The sequence below is a fragment of the Vibrio sp. 10N.286.52.F8 genome, assembly GCF_041468745.1.
Taxonomy (GTDB): Bacteria; Pseudomonadota; Gammaproteobacteria; order Enterobacterales; family Vibrionaceae; genus Vibrio; species Vibrio crassostreae_C.
In genome coordinates this window covers 1-13,239 of sequence record NZ_JBFRJF010000014.1, presented here as the reverse complement: position 1 = coordinate 13,239, position 13,239 = coordinate 1, and the positions used below count along the sequence as shown (strand labels likewise).

Below are 13,239 nucleotides of genomic sequence, written 5' to 3'. Positions count from 1 at the left end.
ATGTGAGCTGACTAGTAAGCGACACCAATACGTTGGCGTGGGAACTTGCCAGCTTCTAGTTCATCAATCATCGCGATAGCGTAGTCGCTGACGGATATTTTGCTGTTGCCATCTTCGTCAGTGAGCAGTTGATCACCACCTGTGCGGTAGGCTGATAGCTTATCGCCCGGGAAGATTTCCGCAGCAGGGCTAACGAATGTCCAGTTAACCTTGTCATTAGATTGTTTGAACACTTCAAGCGCTTCACCCTGTGCTAGTGCTTCGTTTTTGTAATCTGCTGGGAAGTCAGGAACGGTCACTAACGGTACGTTTGGTGCTACTTCTAATGAGCCTGCACCGCCAACCCACAACAAGCGCTCGATACCGATACTTGGTAATGTGGCTAGCAATTTAGTCGCAGTGTTTTTTACGATGTCGTGATTACCTAGAGCACGTCCGCCAATCGAAGCGATAACCGCATCAACGCCTGTTAGCGCGGCCGCTAAGCTTGCTGCTTCATCTTGTAAATCAAATGAACGAACTTCAACATCATTGGTTTCTACACGGCTTTCATCTCTTACGACAGCAACCACGTCGTGACCACGAGATTGAGCTTCTTGAGCGATGTGACTACCAATCCAACCTGATGCGCCTAATACTGCAATTTTCATAATGTCTCTCCAATTATCTAATTTATTGAGTCGTTTTCTCGACAGCCATTGCAGTCTAATAGCTCACTAGGTTGCGATAAATATCGCAAAATGATGTAGATTGTATCCATATAGTGATCTAATAAGGTTAGGTTAGCAGCTAAACAGTTCAAGGAGAGTGTGATGGATAGGTTGACGGCAATGCGTAGCTTTGTCGAAGTGGCAAATTGTGCCAGCTTCACTCAAGCGGCTGAGCATTTGGACATGAGCCGATTGCAGGTGTCACGTCATGTTCAAGAAATAGAAGGGTGGCTAAAACAAAGGCTGTTGCACAGAACCACTCGTAAGGTGAGTTTGACGGCGGCAGGGGAAATCGCTCTGCAACGCTGTGAGAAAATTCTCCATGAAACCGCAGAGCTAGAAGTCACTTCACTTAATCAAACCGAGGATCTTTCTGGAACCATTCGAATTGCTGCACCCATTGGTTTAACTCAAAACATGCTGTTGGATGTGGTTGAACAGTTCACTGAGCGCCACCCTAATATCACGGTCGAGTTGTTTGCATCGGATCGTTTTGCGCAGCTGGTGGATGAAAGGATCGATATTGCACTTCGCTATACAGATCAACCTGACGATAGCTTGATTGCACGAAAGCTAATGGTAATTGATTCAGTCGTGTGTGCCTCGCAAGCCTACTTGGACAAACATGGTGAGCCTGAAACGGTCGAAGCGCTTCGACAACACAATTGCTTTCGTCATTTGAATGTCTCGAAGTGGGATTTCGTTAAGGATAATCAGCACTATTCGGTTGAGGTGTCTGGCACTATCAAGGCCAATGATGTTGGAGTGCTAACTCGCGCTGCACAGCATGGAAAAGGGGTGGTTCGTTTACCTTGTGACTTAGCCAACCCACTGATTGCGAATGGCAAATTGATACGAATATTGGATGAGTTTGTTTCACCGAGTAGTGTGCTGTGGGCGGTGTATTTGTCTCGTAGTTATCAGCTGCCGGTTGTTCGTCAGTTCATTGATTTTGCCGCAGAAGCTTGGTCTAGCGATATCAAATCTGGCGATGTTTGAAACTTCATAGGCAATGATACATAGCGATAGAATTTTAAAAGCTCATAAATACAAAAATCCGATATCAATGGTGATATCGGATTTGAACTCAATAATTCAGAGTTCCAGCACGCTCTCCTCTCACGAAGTCTTTACATGTAATGATGTACGGATAATCGGGTATTTATTACCTTTTCGTTTACGTCTGGTAAAGGCTGATACAAGCTTCTCGTAATGTCGGATAATACTTGGTCGTAAACTTGCGACACGACGCTAGAGATATCACTGGTTAATTCGTACATGCTATCTGCCGGTTGGGTCGCTTCGTTACTTGATGCGATCTCTGAGAGTGCATGCATCGCTCGCGTACAAACCGGTGACCCACTACTAAGAGGGCAGATAATCGATAACTGGTTGAGTTTTCTGTGTGTCTGAGAGGCGTAGAATTTGAATCTCGCGTACTCCTCAGGCTTCTCCATATCAGGGATACACATTCGTAATTTGGTCAGGATCTCCATGCAATCTAAGATCTGTTGCCAATTCATGTGGTACTCACGGCTCATGTCTTCACGCTCAGACTGAATTAGCCAGATGATCATTACTTCATCCATCAAGAACATGCTATGGCGAATTGTTTTGCCATGAATCGATTGGTTACGCACCAAGCTACGGTTTTGCCAGTCGCTGTGCATAGCGATGAGCTTGAGGTGATAGATGCGATACATAGGGCGGCTGTCAAACGACACATGGGATTGAAGCAGCTCAGATACCTCAAGTATGTTGTCGTAAATCTCGTTCACTTTGCGAATCGAGTCGCTAGACAACTTATAAGCTAGAGCATAGTGCGTTGCCGCGCGATGTTTGCGTGATAACAACAATAATTCTCTAAGCAGAACTAAGGTTTCAAACCTGTGTGATAGCGCTGTTTGTCTCTTCCTTGAGAAATGAAACAGGGCCGCAAGTACTAATAGGGATAAACCCACTGAAATAACTACAAACATATTCAACTCCTAATATTTGTATACCTACTTAGTGGTAGTGCAGACACCGTGCCAAAATAAATAAGTGTTATATTTCAGTTGCTTATGATTCCCCTGTAATTATGGATGATCAATGATGGTGCATGACTTCACCATTCTAGTGAATGTTTCTCATATTTTGCAGGATTTTTTGAGAGGTTACGCTTTTCTAACGATAGGTTGGGGAGGTTTCGGTAAGTAGAGACACTTTGGCGATCCATTTCAGGCTCGTTTCAAGCTACGGAAATTAAAAAGGCCTCACCCTATATGCTTTAACTCTAAAAGCAGTAAGAGTGAGGCCTTTCAATGTTCACTTCGCAGTGTAGTTGACTTAACGACTAAGTGTTTAGCATTGAGGGCTAAACGTTATGCAAGCTTAAGGTCGAACTCAGTGCGGTACATCACCATGTCTTCAATGGTCAGTACTGGCATGTTGTGTAGTTTGCCGAAAGCAACGATCTCTGGCGCTTTTGCCATCGTACCATCCGGATTGGTTACTTCACAAAGTACACCAGCCGATTGAAGACCAGCCATTTGCATAAGATCTACTGTACCTTCTGTGTGGCCGCGACGAGCAAGTACACCACCTTTACGAGCACGCAATGGGAATACGTGGCCAGGGCGAGCAAGGTCAGTAGGCTTAGCTGTTGGATTTGCAGCTGTCTTGATCGTTGTTACACGGTCAGCGGCAGAAACACCTGTTGTTACACCAACTTTCGCTTCGATAGTGACGGTAAACGCAGTTTGGTTTGCGCTGTTGTTATCAACAACCATAGGTGGAAGTTCAAGTTGGTTCGCTTGCTCGTCAGTTAGACACAGACACACAATGCCGCTGCATTCGCGGATCATAAGCGCCATTTGAGCATTCGTCAGGTGTTCTACTGAGTAGATGATGTCGCCTTCGTTCTCACGATCTTCATCGTCAAGTAGAAGTACGCCACGACCTTCGCGTAGAGCTTGCAGTGCGTTTTCAACGCGAGTGATTGGTTCGCCAAATTCGACAAGTAGTGAAGACTGATTCATGGTTAAACTCCTAAAATATCACCAGAATCAGGGCTGTATGAGGGATCTCAACCGAGCACAACAAAGCCTACTCATTACAAGTCAACTTTAGCTCATTATGGTTTTATCCAAAACGAAATGCACCCGCCTAAGTTGGAGGTACGAACCCAACTCACGCGGGTACGCCTTTCCAACTTAAACGAGTGTGTTTTCATTCTCTCTCATCCGGACTATAACCGTCGGCTCTGGCATCTCACCAGATCTGCTGACCTCGACGAATCGAGCGCTCGCGGGCTTATCTTTAGATTTTGCTAAGGACATACCGCCGGTGGGGAATTTCGCCCCGCCCTGAGAATAAAAATTAATAATCTGTTTTGCTTTTGAAAGCAGACCAGATGGTAATCCTTTCAATAGTGGATTTAAAGGACTGACAGCAAAGTTTTTAAGATTCTGGCCTTATAATCCGGTAAGTGTTCACTTTATCAGCAGAACGCGTCCGGTAGTCTATTAATGGGATGATGCCTTTGTCTCGTCTGGTTTCAGTGGTTTTTGCTATCTCTATGAACATAAATGGATGTTGAACATTATTGGTGCTGGCGTGGCTGTTCACCGAATCAATACTCAAGAGGTCTATTAATCGAATATTGTTACACCATGACGGCTGACTGACCGTTTTGACATAAAATTGATATTGACGATGCTAAGCTGCGATAGCATCCGACCACTTTATCTAAAAGATCTTAGCCATGACTTCTCTGTTCTCTAACAAATCCAAAGGCTTATTACTGCTCGTTCTAAGTTTGTATTCCCTCATACCCTTTTTGATCTTTGGATCTGACTTCGACCTTGGAAGTGCTGTTTTGCCTTTCTATGGCGCCTTCATAACGTTTGTGACTTACTCTGCGGGCAATCAAGGGTTCTTGGTAACACTAGCGATTTTGTCTTTAGTATTGTTCACGATGAAGTTTTCCAAAGCTAAGTTAGTCAGTCTTTGTCTGCAGCTCGGCTTGTTGTTGGTGCTTAGCTTTGCAGCGAAAACCTTCTTAAAGCATTCCACTGAGAGCCCTCGTCCTTATTCTGAGTATTTGGTAACGCAGGAAGTCGTTGAAATGCCAGAGCTGTTTTACGAGCTGCCTTTGGTAGAAAAAAATGCCGCGATTGAATCTGTGCAAGATAAGGTCAGCGAGTGGCGAACTCGTCATTGGCATGGCGAAACGGATTACTCTTTCCCATCTGGACACATGATCTTTGTCGGTGTGTGTTTGGCATTCTTTGGTGGATTGTTCATAGAGGCGAAACGCTTTTACCTAGTCGGCGGTTTGTTGGTTTGGGCTGGTGGTGTCGCCTATAGCCGTGTTTGGCTTGGCATGCATCGACCTGAAGACTTGGCGGCGTCTATCGCCTTTGCGGGTTTAATTTATTTATTGGTGCCACTGATTCCAACGCAAAAGATAGAACCGTTATTGCCCAAGTTTTTAAGAGAGGCTTAAGGTTTTAAGAGCAGCCTAAGTTTTTAAGACGAGCATAAATCTCTATTTAACAAGCAGATATTCTGGCTACTGATTGAGCCCGAGTTCTGCTTGTTTCTTTTTGGTTAGACCTAAAGACACAATTCGGTGTGACTCCGTGAGGTAGTATCTTAGTTCCTCATCCCTTTCTGATGTGCTCTCAAAAAGCTGAATCCACTTCATGCCACGAGAAGCAAAGTAGGGTGCGGGTTTATAGCCCGGCTCTTCTTTGAGAAAGTCGAAATTCTGATCGGACGCCTTGAAGATAAACGCAGGCTCATCTTTCGGTCCCCAACCACCAATCGCAAACACCTTGCCACCTACTTTCCAAACGTGAGAGTTATTCCACTGCATCACATAACTGGTTGCAGGCAGTGACTCGCAGAATGTATTGAATTCATCGTAAGTCATAGAACGTCCTTTTATCTATTGTGTTTGATCTGTGTTGGTTTTCTAAGATGTCTTTCTACTTCCCGTCTTTAATTCGCCAAGCACTAGCCAGCTAAACCCTGCCAGATTGCCGTAAAGCCACTGATAGAACATAGCAGTAATGAACCAATGCGTATCTTCTCTTTAGGGATGCTTTGTGTCGTCATCAATGCCACTTTATAACCTAACCAAGCCGCAGGCAGCAAAGGGATGGTGATGATCAAATGGTGCATGGTGAAGAAGCCAATTGGGATCTGAACAATCAACGAGATGATCGAACTAAACACGAAAAACGCAGAAAGGTTGCCACGAAGCTGATTAGCGTCTTGGTGTTGCAGTAGTAGTGCCATCGGAGGACCACCAATACCCGAACTGGTGCCAAAGAACCCAGAAAAGAAACCTGCAATACCCATCTTAGTTGGGGTTGGTTCGAGTCTAAAGGGCAGTAGGCTAACAATCACGGCAAATACCACCAATAAGCCCAACCATAGTGATAACACGCTCGTTGAAACCATCACCAACAAAGCACCACCTGCCAGTGACCCAGGAATACGGCCCAGCAATGCGATTTTTAATCCGCCAATAGAGATATTTGCTCTATGTTTAAAAGCGTTGAATAACGAGATAAACAGACCGATCAAACAGATAGGCGCAGGCACATAATCTGGAGAGACCAAAAACAGCAGTGGGGCTGCAACAATGGCCAAACCAAAGCCGATTGCGGTTTGCACAAACGAGCCGACAAAAATGAGTGTCATTGCGATAAGGACAGTCTGATCTATGTATTCCATAAGCCTGCGGATTAGTTTTAAAGGAGCGGGTGGATACTATAAATGAAAACTAAAATAATAGTCTTATTATTCAGTGAGCTTTATGCCAGTTTCGCTAGTTATAATTTCTACTATAACGACCAACAAAAAAGCGAGTGAGTATCTCAGGATGCTTCCTTTCAATACTCACTCGCTTTATTGGAACGACTTGTTTACGCTAGTGGGGGAGTCAGCATAAAACGTTAAGCCATTGCCAATTTCAGTCGCTCAATGGGCTTGTCATTGATTGGTAAATGGATAAGTGCTGCTGCAAATGCCAGCACCACCGTTGACCACCAGATTGGCTCGTAAGAACCGTAGTAATCGTAAATACGACCACCCACCCAAGCGCCTAAGAAGCTACCCACTTGGTGAGTAAAGAATACCAAGCCGTACAACGTTGATAGGTAACGGGCACCGAAGATCTGACGAACTAAGCCAGACGTTAGCGGAACTGTACCCAACCAACAGAATCCAATGGCCGCACCGAAGATAGCCGCGGTTGATTCAGTCACAGGCAGAGTCACAAACGCACCGATAACCACAGTACGCACTAAGTACAGTGCAGACATAACGTGGCGTTTGCTGAACTTGTCGCCCATTACACCCCAGAAGTAAGACCCAAAGATGTTGAAGATGCCAACGTAAGCCAGTGCCATCGCAGCGCTGCTCGCGGGTAGGTCTTTATCTGCTAAATAGCTCGGTAAGTGCGTTGCGATAAACATTACGTGGAAACCGCACACGAAGAAGCCCGCGTGAATCAACCAGTAACCTTTGTGAGCAAACGCTTCAGACAACGCTTCTTTGAGTGTTTGGTTCTCTTCAGCTTGCGCTTGTTTGTTTGAGGCTGCTTTAGGCGCTCGCATGAACAGCGCAAAAGAGATCATCAAACAACACAGTACGCCAAACACTTGCATCGCACTCTGCCAGTCAAATTCATTCAGCATGTATTGTGCGCCCGGAATTACCGCGAACATACCAAATGAACCTGCAGCCGTGGTTAAGCCAAACGCCTTAGCCGCGTGCTCTGCTGGTACAACTTTCGCTACTGCGCCAAGCACGATCACGTAACTTGTCGCACTCAAGCCAAGACCAACCAGTGCGCCTAACGAAACGTAAAGCATGCTCGATTCGGTAGAAATTGAGGTAAGAAGTAAACCCAAACCGTAAGCACATGCGCCAGCAATAATGATGCGTCTTGCTCCCCATTTGTCAGCGGCCATACCAACAAAAGGTTGGAACACACCGAACAATAAGTTTTGTAGAGCAATAGAGAAGCTGAAAAACTCTCGACCCGTGCCGAAATGCTCTGAAATTGGCATCATGAAAATGCCGAATGATTGTCTGATCCCTAGACTGATAATAAGTGTGCCTATCCCTAGCCATACCAGTAAAGGAAAACGGAAAATGCTCATTCTAATACTCTTAAATTAATGGTGGTGATGTGAGTGGTCTTGCGCTGACATGTGTTGGTCAGTCATCTCATGGTGATGTTCGTGCCCAGAATGATCATGCCCTGACTGCTGGTGGCAACCACTGCTTACGGCATGCTGAGCCAAGAGATCAATCAATGGCTGACTGTGATGCACAATAACCAAACTAATGACGAGGAATAACGTCATTCTGGCAAGTTGGGCAAAAAGAGATTGTGAAAACATACGGTGTTGACATGCGCTCAATGTTGTAAGAAGTCGCGCATCATAGTGATGAGTCGGGTATGTATCAAATGACCATTTGTGATGTAGTCTATGCGTTTTATGCATAGATTGTCGCTTGATTGGAATTGGTATAAAACGCGCTCAATAAATAAGAAAACTTGAAGCTCGTTAGTTAATAGAAACAAGTATCTAATTAAGAATGAAAGTCTAAATTAAGGCTTATAACTAGCTGTTTAATTTAAAGTTTCACAAAGCTGTAAAAACTAATATACAAACTAATCACTAAGCAACATTGCTCGTTCACTCGACTTATCTGTCAAACATCGTAAATTTGGGCATAAATCGTTTCAAGACTACTGAAACGCGATGTTAAAAGATTCAGGGAGAGTCATTCACATGGATAAAGATCATAATCTTCGCGAAAACTTACTGGCACTGATCTTAGGTAGCGCATTGGTTTCACTCGGCGTTATCTTTTTCAACCAAGTCGGTTTGCTCACCGGGGGCACGGCTGGTCTAGCGATCTTCATTACCAAAGTAACAGATTTGAGCTTTGGCCAAGTATTCTTCGCACTTAACTTACCTTTCTATATTTTGTCGGTTGCTCGTATGGGCTGGCGCTTCACAATCAATACGTTTATCGCGGTTTCGATTGTTTCGTTCGCCGTGGATCACTTGTATCACGTGATTCAAATTGCCGAAATTCATGCATTGTATGCAGCTTTACTTGGTGGTGGCTTGATTGGTACCGGCATGCTGGTGATTTTCCGTCACAAGATGAGCTTAGGTGGCTTCAACATTCTGGCGTTGTTCTTACAAGAACGTTTTGGAATTCGAGCAGGTAAGGTTCAGATGGCATTAGACTGCACGATTGTTGTGCTTTCTCTGTTCATTGTTGATGTGTCATTGGTTCTTCTGTCTGTGCTTGGTGCGATAGTCACCAACTTGATTCTAGCAATGAATCATAAACCGGGGCGCTATCAACCTGTGGTAAAAGCGGAAGCAGCATAGTTCGGTTCGCTCAAGCTCTAGATTTGCTTAAGTAAAGAGTGATTTGCAGATTATGAAAACAACAAAGCCAGCATTAATTGCTGGCTTTGTTCTATTGAAATAACGGATTCGATGTAACGATTAACACTTGCCGCAGCTGGCGTTCGGCTTAAGCTCGCAATCAATCACATTGCCTTGTTGATCAAGGGACAAGTTACAACACTCTTCAAACAGGTTCTTAAGATCAGCACGGCTTTTTTGCACGCGGGATTTAACCGTTGAATAGCTGACGTTCTGCGCTTCTGCGATCTCTTTTTGGCTTTGGCCTTTGATGTCGACCGCAAGCAGTAGCGATGAACTTTGTTCTGGCAATGCCTGAATAAAAGGTTCAATACACAATGAAAGTTTCTGCTTAAATTCAGAGTCGTGGTCTAAATCGGTAAACCACAGATCTTCAGCATCAATTTGGCTATCACGTTGTTGGCGTGCATGCTTACGGTAGAAGTCGATAATGGTGTTGTTGGCTAACTGGAACAGCCAAGCCTTAACACTGCTAGCATCTTGTACCTTATCTAAGTTCTGATAGGTCTTAATCAAGATATCTTGGAGCAAGTCGTCTACATCCGCAGAGTTGTTGACCTTTGAATGCAGGAATGACTTTAATGCTTGCTGATACTCGGCCCAGACTTGTTCGAGCTTCAAAGGTGCATTAGTTGCACTGTTCATTTACGCAACATTCGTCTTGTAAGAAATCAATCACACCTTCTAGGCACTCATACTCCGCCACGCAGAATAGAGTTCTTCCTTCTCGTCTTTGGCTGATTAGGCCCGCAGACGCCAAGCTTGATATGTGGTGAGACAAGGTAGAACCGGGAATGCCTAGCTCTTCTTGTAGGCCGCCAACTGCAATGCCTTGGTAGCCAGCTTTAACGACACTCTTATAAATGGTTAGGCGAATAGGGTGCCCCAACTCTTTAAGTGCTTTCGCAACGACTTCTAAGTTCATATTAACTCCTCAAGATTTAATTTCGATGTTAGTCGAAATGTATGTCGAATTCAAATTTAAAAACGGTGTCTGTGTAAGTTATTGAAAAACTGTGTTTTCGAAAATCATTTCGATTTTTATCGAAATAATGCTTGTTCTGGAGCTGTTTATTTCTATAATTCGAGAATATTCGAAATTAAGGGTTGGTTACTTTTCTCATAGAGCCCGACCTTCAATCCAGTTTGGAGTTAATTATGAGCAATGAAATGTTAACAATGCTGAAAGACGCACTTGATATGTTCGCTTTCTTAGCAGTAGAGCTAATTATCCTTTTCTTAGCGATCAGCTACATTGTTGGGATTCTTCAAGAGTTCCTTACACCAGAAAAGATTCAATCTATCCTGAGCTCACGTAATGGTAAGGGTTATGTAGTAGCAGCACTACTGGGTGCAATTACACCTTTCTGTTCATGTTCGACCATTCCTTTCTTAAAAGGATTGCTGCGTGCAAGAGCGGGTTTCGGTCCAATGATGGTGTTCCTATTTGGTAGCCCACTATTGAACCCAGTGATCATTGGTTTGTTTGTGATTACCTTCGGTTGGCAAGTTGCTGTGTTCTACTTCCTTGTAGCAATGACGGTGTCTGTAGTGGCTGGTTACGCACTTGAGAAGCTTGGCTTTGAGCGTTACGTAAAACCTGAAGCGTATGAATCAACAGGTTCAGCTTCAAGCTGTGGCACTAGCTGTGGTGACTCTGCTCCTAAGAAAGCAGCACCGGTTAAAGCAGAATCTTCATGTGGTACAAGTGCATGTGGCGAACCTGCACCAGTAATGGCAAAAGAGACATCTTGCTGCGATTCTAAAAAAGAAGAGCCACAAGTAACGGTTTCATGCTGTTCAGCGGATGGAAGCGCAACAGCTGAAATCGTAGAGAAGAAAGAACCTAGTCGTTGGATGAGAATTTGGTTCTCAACTTGGAAAGACTTCAAACAAGTTTTCCCTTACCTAATGATGGGTATCGCGATTGGTTCATTCATCTACGGCTTCATTCCTACAGACCTAATTGCACAGTACGCTGGTGAAGGTATGTGGTATGCGATTCCAGTAGCTGCCGTGATTGGTATTCCACTGTACATTCGTGCTGAAGCGGTAATCCCATTAAGTGCAGCTCTAGTACAGAAAGGTATGGCGTTGGGTTCAGTAATGGCATTGATCATTGGTAGTGCAGGTGCAAGTTTGACGGAAGTTATCCTGCTTAAATCAATCTTCAATAACCAAATGATTGCAGCATTCCTATTCGTTATCCTAAGCATGGCGATGGGTGCAGGCTTCCTATACAGCTTCATCTTTGGTTAATCAGGTCTGATTTCGAGATAACACCATTGATACCAATAGATAGATAATAAAAAAGAGCTCACATAGTTGAGCTCTTTTTTGTTTAGCTTATCAGTCCGGAGGCTAGAAACCGCGAATATCCAGCTCATTATTGATCAATACAACGCACTGAGAAGCAAACAGCATGTTCGGGCCTAAGCTGATTTTTTCTGTCCCTAAGCGCTTTAAGCTGTTGTAGCTTTTCTTCGGCATAGGGATGTGATCAGTAAGAAGGAAACATGGGTTTTCAGCAATCTCTGCATCACGGATAAAGTCACCTTTCTTATCCATCATGTATAGCTGGTGGTCTTCAGCCAGTTCTTTGACTAGTTTTTCAAAGCTCATAGTGCGAACGACGATTCCCGGTTCAACCTGACGAGTCTGCTCTTTGGTCATACCTTGAGAAGCATCAACCGCTCTTACTACCGCTGATAACAATGCCGATTCATGAAAGCCACCAATGTTGGTGATCTCATTTGAATCGAAAGTGATCGTACGTGAAAAGTCTTTAGTACTTTCTAATACAAGGTGTACGGTGACATTCTCACGGTGAGATTGAGCAACGAAGATCGTGTTCATCAGAGTATGAGCCAGAATCTCAGTATGAGCATCTTGCCCAACACCTTCTAAGATAAGTTTGCTCTCTGTAGGGGCTGCGCGAGCGCGTAATACAAATGAACGCATGGAATGTACCTTGTCAGTATGTGATAAAGCGAAACGGGCTTTATCAACATGAATTGATGAATAACCAAAATTGTGGCGGTATGTAACTCTTTTCTATTAATGAAGTCAAATAGAGTTGCGTATAGCGCCAACCAGAAGAACTCTGCGTATTAAATAGAGAATGACCACATTACAAGATGGTAAGGGTTGAAGCGACCCAATGTTTACGTAGATAGTATGCGCAAATTATTAGGTGACTTACATAAGGAAGTAGTCGATGAAGTTACAGAAGATCAATAAAGAAGAATATAGAAAGAAGATGAACCTGCTGTTGGTTTCGTTGGTTGGGTCACTCGCAGTGTTCGCCATTGTATTCGGAACCATACTGATCGAGCTATTCGGTTCAGGGCAATCAATCGCAGGCGAATCGACAGGTAATTTCCACTTGAACGTATTAGGTGTGATCTTATCAGTCGCATTGAATGCATTTATCGCGAGCCGTGTGAAAGGGCATGATTACTTCAAAGAAGCGCTTTATGTATGGAACCTTAAACAAATCCATAATCAAATCTATCGTAAGCTCAAGCGTATTCAACCCAAAGCTGAGCAAGGCGACCGAGACGCGCTGACCATCCTTTATTTCTATTACACCACGCAAAAACAGGTATACGACCTAGACAACAACACATTGACGATAAAAACAGTTCAGCAATCGCTAGATAACATCCTAGAAGTGAGTGAGAAATGGAGCATTGAGCTAGATATAGAGGCTTTTTCGAAAGATCTAATCGCAAAGTTTTAAGTAATACACCCATTATTGTATGAGCTTTGACCTGTGAAAGACGCTTTTGACGTAAAAGTAGACACTTAAGCAACTTTTTTGAATTTTTATCAAAAAAGGGGTTGCCATGTTTACGATGATCTCTATAATGCCGCCTCACTGACACGGCAGACGCCACAAGGCTTCAGCGGTAATCAGTAAGACGGAAAGTTCGAAACAAATTAATTTTAAAAAGTGTTTGACACTTAAGATTAAATCGCTAGAATTCACGTCCGCTTTCAAGGGTTTCTTTGTAAAAAGAAAGTTTCGATAAGCAAAGCTCTTTAACAATTTA

At 43.8% G+C, this 13,239-nt stretch carries 15 protein-coding genes and 1 riboswitch; of the genes, 6 read left to right on the top strand and 9 right to left on the bottom strand.

Translation table 11 applies throughout. The features are described from left to right. Positions 1-11 precede the first annotated feature (11 nt). Entirely contained in the window at positions 12-650 is a 639-nt protein-coding gene (locus AB4133_RS08555; protein ID WP_136985572.1) for an NAD(P)-dependent oxidoreductase, read from the bottom strand. Positions 651-812: 162 nt separating this feature from the next. Between AB4133_RS08555 and AB4133_RS08550 the strand changes: the two genes are divergently transcribed. Beyond that, positions 813-1,709 (top strand): LysR substrate-binding domain-containing protein, encoded by an 897-nt coding sequence (locus AB4133_RS08550; RefSeq protein WP_372224217.1) that lies wholly within the window; start codon positions 813-815, stop codon positions 1,707-1,709. Positions 1,710-1,840: 131 nt separating this feature from the next. Here the strand turns inward: AB4133_RS08550 and AB4133_RS08545 are convergent, their stop codons facing one another. Beyond that, the gene (locus AB4133_RS08545) at positions 1,841-2,689 is read right to left on the bottom strand and encodes a hypothetical protein (protein WP_017064918.1); all 849 of its coding nucleotides are present in this window, start codon (positions 2,687-2,689) and stop codon (positions 1,841-1,843) included. 384 nt (positions 2,690-3,073) lie between these two features. After that, complete coding sequence (ribB, locus tag AB4133_RS08540) at positions 3,074-3,730, bottom strand: 3,4-dihydroxy-2-butanone-4-phosphate synthase (RefSeq protein WP_372224216.1); 657 nt, start codon at positions 3,728-3,730, stop codon at positions 3,074-3,076. Positions 3,731-3,918: 188 nt separating this feature from the next. Next, positions 3,919-4,069: riboswitch (FMN riboswitch) on the bottom strand. 386 nt (positions 4,070-4,455) lie between these two features. Here ribB and AB4133_RS08535 point away from each other — a divergent pair. Continuing rightward, entirely contained in the window at positions 4,456-5,199 is a 744-nt protein-coding gene (locus AB4133_RS08535) for a phosphatase PAP2 family protein (RefSeq protein ID WP_372224215.1), read from the top strand. Between the two features lie 66 nt (positions 5,200-5,265). Here AB4133_RS08535 and AB4133_RS08530 read toward each other — a convergent pair whose 3' ends face one another. From AB4133_RS08530 to AB4133_RS08520, 3 genes are all read right to left on the bottom strand, one after another. Next, the gene (locus tag AB4133_RS08530; protein WP_048613868.1) at positions 5,266-5,628 is read right to left on the bottom strand and encodes an MmcQ/YjbR family DNA-binding protein; all 363 of its coding nucleotides are present in this window, start codon (positions 5,626-5,628) and stop codon (positions 5,266-5,268) included. A gap of 83 nt (positions 5,629-5,711) precedes the next feature. After that, the gene (locus AB4133_RS08525) at positions 5,712-6,437 is read right to left on the bottom strand and encodes a sulfite exporter TauE/SafE family protein (protein WP_372224214.1); all 726 of its coding nucleotides are present in this window, start codon (positions 6,435-6,437) and stop codon (positions 5,712-5,714) included. A gap of 221 nt (positions 6,438-6,658) precedes the next feature. Beyond that, positions 6,659-7,870: an MFS transporter gene (locus AB4133_RS08520; RefSeq protein WP_017061697.1), complete on the bottom strand. Its 1,212-nt coding sequence runs from the start codon at positions 7,868-7,870 to the stop codon at positions 6,659-6,661. Positions 7,871-7,899: 29 nt separating this feature from the next. Between AB4133_RS08520 and AB4133_RS08515 the strand changes: the two genes are divergently transcribed. Further along, entirely contained in the window at positions 7,900-8,049 is a 150-nt protein-coding gene (locus AB4133_RS08515; protein WP_017061698.1) for a hypothetical protein, read from the top strand. Between the two features lie 460 nt (positions 8,050-8,509). Further along, positions 8,510-9,124: a YitT family protein gene (locus AB4133_RS08510; RefSeq protein WP_017065874.1), complete on the top strand. Its 615-nt coding sequence runs from the start codon at positions 8,510-8,512 to the stop codon at positions 9,122-9,124. A 120-nt stretch (positions 9,125-9,244) separates the two neighbouring features. Here the strand turns inward: AB4133_RS08510 and sigZ are convergent, their stop codons facing one another. Both sigZ and AB4133_RS08500 read right to left on the bottom strand, forming a co-directional pair. Beyond that, positions 9,245-9,829, bottom strand: a complete 585-nt coding sequence (sigZ, locus tag AB4133_RS08505; RefSeq protein ID WP_017061700.1) for an RNA polymerase sigma factor SigZ — start codon at positions 9,827-9,829, stop codon at positions 9,245-9,247. Continuing rightward, the gene (locus AB4133_RS08500; RefSeq protein ID WP_004733042.1) at positions 9,813-10,109 is read right to left on the bottom strand and encodes a helix-turn-helix transcriptional regulator; all 297 of its coding nucleotides are present in this window, start codon (positions 10,107-10,109) and stop codon (positions 9,813-9,815) included. Before AB4133_RS08500 ends, sigZ begins: the two co-directional genes overlap by 17 nt. Positions 10,110-10,342: 233 nt before the next feature. On the opposite strand from AB4133_RS08500, the gene AB4133_RS08495 reads away from it, so the two are divergent. Then, positions 10,343-11,443 carry a permease gene (locus tag AB4133_RS08495; RefSeq protein WP_372150595.1) on the top strand — a complete coding sequence of 367 codons (1,101 nt, stop codon included), beginning with the start codon at positions 10,343-10,345 and terminating at the stop codon, positions 11,441-11,443. A gap of 102 nt (positions 11,444-11,545) precedes the next feature. Here AB4133_RS08495 and trmY read toward each other — a convergent pair whose 3' ends face one another. Next, positions 11,546-12,145 carry a tRNA (pseudouridine(54)-N(1))-methyltransferase TrmY gene (trmY, locus tag AB4133_RS08490; protein WP_017061702.1) on the bottom strand — a complete coding sequence of 200 codons (600 nt, stop codon included), beginning with the start codon at positions 12,143-12,145 and terminating at the stop codon, positions 11,546-11,548. 256 nt (positions 12,146-12,401) lie between these two features. Here trmY and AB4133_RS08485 point away from each other — a divergent pair, with 256 nt between their 5' ends. Then, positions 12,402-12,926 carry a DUF3087 family protein gene (locus tag AB4133_RS08485; protein ID WP_065584102.1) on the top strand — a complete coding sequence of 175 codons (525 nt, stop codon included), beginning with the start codon at positions 12,402-12,404 and terminating at the stop codon, positions 12,924-12,926. The last annotated feature ends 313 nt before the right edge of the window (positions 12,927-13,239 follow it).

What these genes read in the sequence shown, in the direction of transcription:
- AB4133_RS08555 (WP_136985572.1), bottom strand. Translation starts at nt 650, where the DNA reads ATGAAAATTGCAGTATTAGGCGCATCAGGTTGGATTGGTAGTCACATC.
- AB4133_RS08550 (WP_372224217.1), top strand. Translation starts at nt 813, where the DNA reads ATGGATAGGTTGACGGCAATGCGTAGCTTTGTCGAAGTGGCAAATTGT.
- AB4133_RS08545 (WP_017064918.1), bottom strand. Translation starts at nt 2,689, where the DNA reads ATGTTTGTAGTTATTTCAGTGGGTTTATCCCTATTAGTACTTGCGGCC.
- ribB (WP_372224216.1), bottom strand. Translation starts at nt 3,730, where the DNA reads ATGAATCAGTCTTCACTACTTGTCGAATTTGGCGAACCAATCACTCGC.
- AB4133_RS08535 (WP_372224215.1), top strand. Translation starts at nt 4,456, where the DNA reads ATGACTTCTCTGTTCTCTAACAAATCCAAAGGCTTATTACTGCTCGTT.
- AB4133_RS08530 (WP_048613868.1), bottom strand. Translation starts at nt 5,628, where the DNA reads ATGACTTACGATGAATTCAATACATTCTGCGAGTCACTGCCTGCAACC.
- AB4133_RS08525 (WP_372224214.1), bottom strand. Translation starts at nt 6,437, where the DNA reads ATGGAATACATAGATCAGACTGTCCTTATCGCAATGACACTCATTTTT.
- AB4133_RS08520 (WP_017061697.1), bottom strand. Translation starts at nt 7,870, where the DNA reads ATGAGCATTTTCCGTTTTCCTTTACTGGTATGGCTAGGGATAGGCACA.
- AB4133_RS08510 (WP_017065874.1), top strand. Translation starts at nt 8,510, where the DNA reads ATGGATAAAGATCATAATCTTCGCGAAAACTTACTGGCACTGATCTTA.
- sigZ (WP_017061700.1), bottom strand. Translation starts at nt 9,829, where the DNA reads ATGAACAGTGCAACTAATGCACCTTTGAAGCTCGAACAAGTCTGGGCC.
- AB4133_RS08500 (WP_004733042.1), bottom strand. Translation starts at nt 10,109, where the DNA reads ATGAACTTAGAAGTCGTTGCGAAAGCACTTAAAGAGTTGGGGCACCCT.
- AB4133_RS08495 (WP_372150595.1), top strand. Translation starts at nt 10,343, where the DNA reads ATGAGCAATGAAATGTTAACAATGCTGAAAGACGCACTTGATATGTTC.
- trmY (WP_017061702.1), bottom strand. Translation starts at nt 12,145, where the DNA reads ATGCGTTCATTTGTATTACGCGCTCGCGCAGCCCCTACAGAGAGCAAA.
- AB4133_RS08485 (WP_065584102.1), top strand. Translation starts at nt 12,402, where the DNA reads ATGAAGTTACAGAAGATCAATAAAGAAGAATATAGAAAGAAGATGAAC.